The organism is Sulfurovum sp. bin170, from assembly GCF_010892395.1.
Classification (GTDB): domain Bacteria; phylum Campylobacterota; class Campylobacteria; order Campylobacterales; family Sulfurovaceae; genus UBA1140.
This window is the reverse complement of the sequence record NZ_JAACKB010000144.1, coordinates 1-3,421: the sequence shown is the minus strand read 5'-3', so window position 1 is coordinate 3,421 and position 3,421 is coordinate 1. Positions and strand designations below refer to the sequence as shown.

The window sequence follows — 3,421 nt, the reverse complement described above, 5'->3', positions numbered from 1 at the left end:
CAGTATATAAAATAGAGTACCACTTTGTATTCGTAACAAAATATAGATATCAAGTATTGCAAGGAGATGTAGGATATAAAGTAAGAGATTTAATAAGACAAACATGTGATATGCTTGAAATAGAGATAAAAGGAGGAGCAGTGAGTAAAGAACATGTACATATGTTTCTGTCAGCTTCACCAAATTTAGCCCCCAGTGAGATAATGAGAAGGGTGAAAGGGCGAAGTGCAAGAAAACTGTTTGAGATATTTCCAGAGCTAAAGAAAAGATATTGGGGAGGTCATTTTTGGGCAAGGGGATATTTTTGTGTGACATCTGGAGAGGTTACAGCAGAGATGATACAAAATTATATAGAACATCATTTTGAACCTCGGGATAATGATAAATTTAGGGTGGCGAATTAACACGGGTCTAAAACCCGTATCCGTTTTTTCAAAACGTTATACGAACCCCCCATCTTGAGGATGGTGGTCGTTGAGTCTCGTATTTACAAGTTAAACATGTTCTTCTCATCTTAAATCTTAACCTCACCAATATTCAAACTACCACTATGAACTTCTCTACCTCGAACAAATATCTTGCCATAGGTAGAAGAGCCAGAGATGGTTACATCTCCACGAGAGTCTGTAAACCCTGTTTTCATTCCTCCACCATTGAAAGAGACTTGAACTTTTGTATTTTTTGCGACTGAACCATCTTGATAGACTATTCTAAATTGTGCCATTGTTAACTCCTTATATTTATCTGTTTATTATCTAGCTAAAACCCTCAAAACTAAAGCCTCCTAACAGCCCTAATAATCTTATTCGCCCACTGCTTAAAAGCATCTTGCTCTACACTTCCCATCCCCTCTTTGTATCTACCCATAGACATTAACTTCTCTACTTTTTGAACCAATATTTTTGCTTGTCTCTTATCTCCATCATCACCATAAGCAATAGCTCTCCATAGATAGAATGAGACATCATACCAGTCACCAGAGAGTGAAAGCGTATCAGAGAGTTCGATACCTCTTTTGGCATATCTCTCTATTTTGTTAATAGACCATTGTTCTAAATTTTTCTCAACACTCTCATGATAGGTTGTTCTCAAAAACATTTTGATAGCTCTCACCTGTTTTTGATTCAGCTCACCTGTATCTAAAGCTCTCTCCAAATTGGTAATGGTACAACCTCTATCACCTCTATCTTTGCACTCAATCCCTTTTTTTGCATACTCCATTCCCTCACCCGCAAAGGTAAAAGATAGAGTCAAAAAAAGAGCAAATATCACTTTTTGTATCATCTACTGCTCCTCTATTTAAGTTATAATCATATTATAAAGTATAGTTGCTCTTTTTAAGAAATGAAAAATTGTAAAGGGATGGTAAATGTGGGAAATCTGATGTAAAAATGTTGGAATTGAGATAAGTAGAATTCGGTATAAAGCCCATAATATATTTATTAGAAGGCTTTTCTATAGCTATTTTTTTGATGTAAACTTAAAGTAAACATAAATTTAGAAGGAGTAGAGTAATAGAGAGGATATTAACGGGCTTTGAGTGTTTGGGATTTCCTAAAGATAAGCACATTAAAATTTATGATATAATTGACCCAAAAAGGAATTGAAATGTGTATGATGATAAAAGATAAATATATAGACCCATTCACAGACTTTGGATTTAAACATATATTTGGAACAGAGGAGAATAAACGATTTTTGATAAGCTTTTTGAATGATTTACTAGAGCTTGAAGATAAAATTGTGGATATTACCTATAGAAATTTGGAGAAGTTAGGGTTAAACATTATAGATAGAAAAGCGATATTTGATGTCTATTGTACTGATGAGAAGAGCAATAATTTTATTGTAGAGCTTCAGAGATCACCACAGAGATACTTCAAAGATAGAAGTGTTTACTACACCTCATTTCCAATTCAAGAGCAATCAAAAAAAGGGGATTGGGACTATCGGTTGACCCCAATATATTTTATTGGGATACTTGAATTTGCATTTGATGATATGCGACTTAAAAAGAGCAAAGATGATAATAGATATATAACCAAAGTTCAGCTCTTTGATTGTGATAAGAGGGAGGTTTTTTATGATAAACTCACCTACTACTATATAGAGATGCCAAAGTTTAGAAAAAAAGAGGAGGAGTTGGCAAACCATTTGGACTATTGGCTCTATTATCTAAATAATCTCTCAACGACCACAAAAATTCCAGAAATATTAAAAAAAGATGAATTGTTAGAAGATGCTTTTGGAGTTGCAGAGTTTTTAGCCCTTGATAAAGATGAACAGTTTACTTATCAACAAGACCTAAAAGCTAGATGGGACAATAAGGCTTGTTTGGATTTTGCTAAAGAGATGGCACTAGAAGAGGGTGAAGAGATAGGCAAAAAGAAAGGTGAAGAGATAGGTCAAAGAGAAGCTAAGATGAAGATTGCTAGAGAGCTGTTGGATGTTTTGGATATTGAAACTATATCTTTAAAAACAGGATTGAGCATAAAAGAGATAGAAGATATGAAAATCTAATAAGTTCATATCTAACTAGAGGTTGTATTAGTATCACAACCCATAAACCACCTCTTCACTCCCCAAAATCAGACTCTCACCCTCTCTAAGCTCCATTGGCTGATATGGCTCTAGTTTATCCCCCTCAATATAGGTTCCATTGGTAGAATCCATATCTTTAACATAAATAGTATCATTAGCAAAGAGTATTTTAACATGCTTGGAAGATATAAAGTTATTCTCTATGACAATATCATTATCTCCTGCTCGTCCCAATGAGACATCTTGACCCTCAACCAATTTTATTATTGGAAGCTGTGAGTTTGTAGCTCTTAGTTCAATCGTTTCTCTTTCACCTATAGTTTCATATTGATGAAAATCTGATTCATCTTTTAAATCAGACTCAAAAGTATCATAATCATCAAACTCCTCTTTAAAATACCAATAAATTCCAAAAATAATCGCCACTACAACTAAAAAGATAATAATAACTTTCCAATCACCATCCATCCCAAAACTAACTAATCCTGCGATACTCATAAAAATACCAACTATCCACATTGGAATAGGAATAATAGGTGTAGTTATAGAGAATACATCTTCTTCTTCAAGATAAAATGTCCATACTGCTATGGTAAAACCACCAATAAGTAGAACTAAATTATCTTCTATTTCATACTCAAGTCCTTGTGAAATTGTAATAATTAATATCAAAGGCATAAGACTTATAATAGTTGCAATTGTATCTCCAAACAGTGGTATAGATGATGCTACTCTTGCTATATCTTTCAACATATCTATTTCTCTTTATACTTAGAATACTTTTTACTTATCTCATTCATCTTTGATTTCAAAGAACCCAAATTAGTACAACCTCTAATTTTGGAAAATTTTGCCCCATCATTGGTAAAGGTTTTAGAGT

General features: G+C 33.5%; 5 protein-coding genes. 2 read left to right on the top strand and 3 right to left on the bottom strand.

Features of this window, described 5'->3' with window-relative positions; genetic code table 11:
• The coding region (gene tnpA / locus GSY74_RS03460) for an IS200/IS605 family transposase (RefSeq protein WP_164663717.1) at nucleotides 1-404 on the top strand (404 nt) is incomplete at its 5' end.
• Nucleotides 405-514: 110 nt separating this feature from the next.
• Here the strand turns inward: tnpA and GSY74_RS03455 are convergent.
• Together GSY74_RS03455 and GSY74_RS03450 are read right to left on the bottom strand one after the other, a co-directional pair.
• Nucleotides 515-724 carry a hypothetical protein gene (locus GSY74_RS03455; RefSeq protein ID WP_164663716.1) on the bottom strand — a complete coding sequence of 70 codons (210 nt, stop codon included), beginning with the start codon at nucleotides 722-724 and terminating at the stop codon, nucleotides 515-517.
• 50 nt (nucleotides 725-774) lie between these two features.
• On the bottom strand, nucleotides 775-1,284 hold the full coding sequence (locus tag GSY74_RS03450; protein ID WP_164663715.1) for a hypothetical protein: 510 nt from the start codon (nucleotides 1,282-1,284) through the stop codon (nucleotides 775-777).
• A 324-nt stretch (nucleotides 1,285-1,608) separates the two neighbouring features.
• On the opposite strand from GSY74_RS03450, the gene GSY74_RS03445 reads away from it, so the two are divergent.
• Nucleotides 1,609-2,520 (top strand): Rpn family recombination-promoting nuclease/putative transposase, encoded by a 912-nt coding sequence (locus GSY74_RS03445; RefSeq protein WP_164663714.1) that lies wholly within the window; start codon nucleotides 1,609-1,611, stop codon nucleotides 2,518-2,520.
• A gap of 33 nt (nucleotides 2,521-2,553) precedes the next feature.
• Here GSY74_RS03445 and GSY74_RS03440 read toward each other — a convergent pair whose 3' ends face one another.
• Nucleotides 2,554-3,294: an FHA domain-containing protein gene (locus GSY74_RS03440; RefSeq protein ID WP_164663713.1), complete on the bottom strand. Its 741-nt coding sequence runs from the start codon at nucleotides 3,292-3,294 to the stop codon at nucleotides 2,554-2,556.
• Nucleotides 3,295-3,421 lie beyond the last annotated feature (127 nt).

Coding starts and splice junctions, on each gene's coding strand:
- GSY74_RS03455 (WP_164663716.1), bottom strand. CDS start 724: ATGGCACAATTTAGAATAGTCTATCAAGATGGTTCAGTCGCAAAAAAT.
- GSY74_RS03445 (WP_164663714.1), top strand. CDS start 1,609: ATGTGTATGATGATAAAAGATAAATATATAGACCCATTCACAGACTTT.
- GSY74_RS03440 (WP_164663713.1), bottom strand. CDS start 3,294: ATGTTGAAAGATATAGCAAGAGTAGCATCATCTATACCACTGTTTGGA.
- GSY74_RS03450 (WP_164663715.1), bottom strand. CDS start 1,284: ATGATACAAAAAGTGATATTTGCTCTTTTTTTGACTCTATCTTTTACC.